General features: G+C 65.1%; 1 protein-coding gene. It reads left to right on the top strand.

The features are described 5' to 3' along the window. The first annotated feature begins 298 nt into the window (after positions 1-298). A complete protein-coding gene (fabV, locus tag O0J15_RS20995; RefSeq protein ID WP_308306273.1) occupies positions 299-1,558 on the top strand; it encodes an enoyl-ACP reductase FabV in 1,260 nt (419 codons plus the stop codon). The last annotated feature ends 53 nt before the right edge of the window (positions 1,559-1,611 follow it).

Here is a 1,611-nt window from a genome sequence, read left to right as displayed (position 1 = left end):
CTGCGGCATGGATGCCGCGGCCAAGCCCCTATGGACGGGTTAACGGCGTCCCCCGCAACCGGACCCACCCCGGCATCCCTCAGTAGCCCGGCTTTTGACGTTGCTGTTGAGGTTGCCGGCCAGCGGCCGGCACTACCGCAGGTGCTGGGTGCAACCCTGCAAAGAAACCCCACCCTACGCCAGCGTCGGTTGTGCATTCGGCCCCCGCACACTACGATCCTGCGGTTCGCGCGCACAGGCGCGCGCCCGTATTCCTGCTGAGTGCCCCGTGCGCCGCATCTGCCAACCCGAGGTATCCATGGTCATCAAACCGCGTGTCCGCGGCTTCATCTGCGTCACTACCCACCCGACTGGCTGCGAAGCCGCGGTCAAGCAGCAGATCGACTACATCCGCGCGCGCCCGCCGATCCAGAACGGCCCCAAGCGCGTGCTGGTGATCGGCGCCTCCACCGGCTACGGCCTGGCCGCACGCATTACCGCCGCGTTCGGCAGTGGCGCGGCAACGCTGGGCATCTTCTTCGAACGCCCGGGCAGTGAATCCAAGCCGGGTACCGCCGGCTGGTACAACTCGGCCGCGTTCCACAAGTACGCCGACGAAGCCGGCCTGTATGCCAAGAGCATCAACGGCGATGCCTTCTCCGATGAGGTGAAGGCGAAAACCATCGAGATGATCAAGGCCGATCTCGGCCAGGTCGACCAGGTCGTGTACAGCCTGGCTGCACCGCGCCGCAAGCACCCCAAGACCCGCGAGATCATCAGCTCCACGCTGAAGCCGATCGGCGAGCCGATCACCCTGCGTGGCCTGGATACCGACAAGGAAGTGATCACCGAGACCACTCTGCAGCCTGCCACGCCGGAAGAGATCGCCGGCACCGTTGCGGTGATGGGTGGCGAAGACTGGCAGATGTGGATCGACGCGCTGGCCGATGCCGGCGTGCTGGCCAACGGCTGCACCACCACGGCCTTCACCTACGTGGGCGAAGAGATCACCCAGGCGATTTACTGGAACGGCTCGATCGGCGCCGCCAAGAAGGACCTGGACACCAAGGTGCTGGGCCTGCGCGAGAAGCTGGCGAAAATCGGCGGCGACGCGCGCGTGTCGGTGCTGAAGGCCGTGGTGACCCAGGCCAGCTCGGCCATTCCGACCATGCCGCTGTACCTGTCGCTGCTGTTCAAGGTGATGAAGGAAAAGGGTACTCACGAAGGCTGCATCGAGCAGCTCGACGTGCTGTACGACATCCTTTACGGCGGCAGGGCCGATGGCACGGCGGTCGACCGCCTGCGCCACGATCTGGTCGATGGCGATGGCCACACCGTTGCGCTGGTCGACGAGGAAGGCCGCCTGCGTGCCGACTACAAGGAAATGGCGGCGGACGTGCAGGGCAAGGTGGTCGCGCTGTGGCCGCAGGTGACCAACGAGAACCTGTACGAAATCAGCGACCTGGCTGGCTACAAGGCCGACTTCCTGCGCCTGTTCGGTTTTGGCGTGGAGGGCGTCGACTACGAGGCCGACGTCAATCCGGACGTGAAGATCGACAACCTGGTCGACATGACCTGATCAACGAAAAGGCCGGCGAAAGCCGGCCTTCTCTTTGTGTAGAGCCGCGCCCC

It is taken from the genome of Stenotrophomonas sp. Sm10 (assembly GCF_030985515.1).
Lineage (GTDB): Bacteria > Pseudomonadota > Gammaproteobacteria > Xanthomonadales > Xanthomonadaceae > Stenotrophomonas > Stenotrophomonas hibiscicola.
Note: the sequence above shows the minus strand (reverse complement) of the source record. Positions and strands in the feature narration are given on the sequence as shown.

What these genes read in the sequence shown, in the direction of transcription:
- fabV (WP_308306273.1), top strand. Translation starts at nt 299, where the DNA reads ATGGTCATCAAACCGCGTGTCCGCGGCTTCATCTGCGTCACTACCCAC.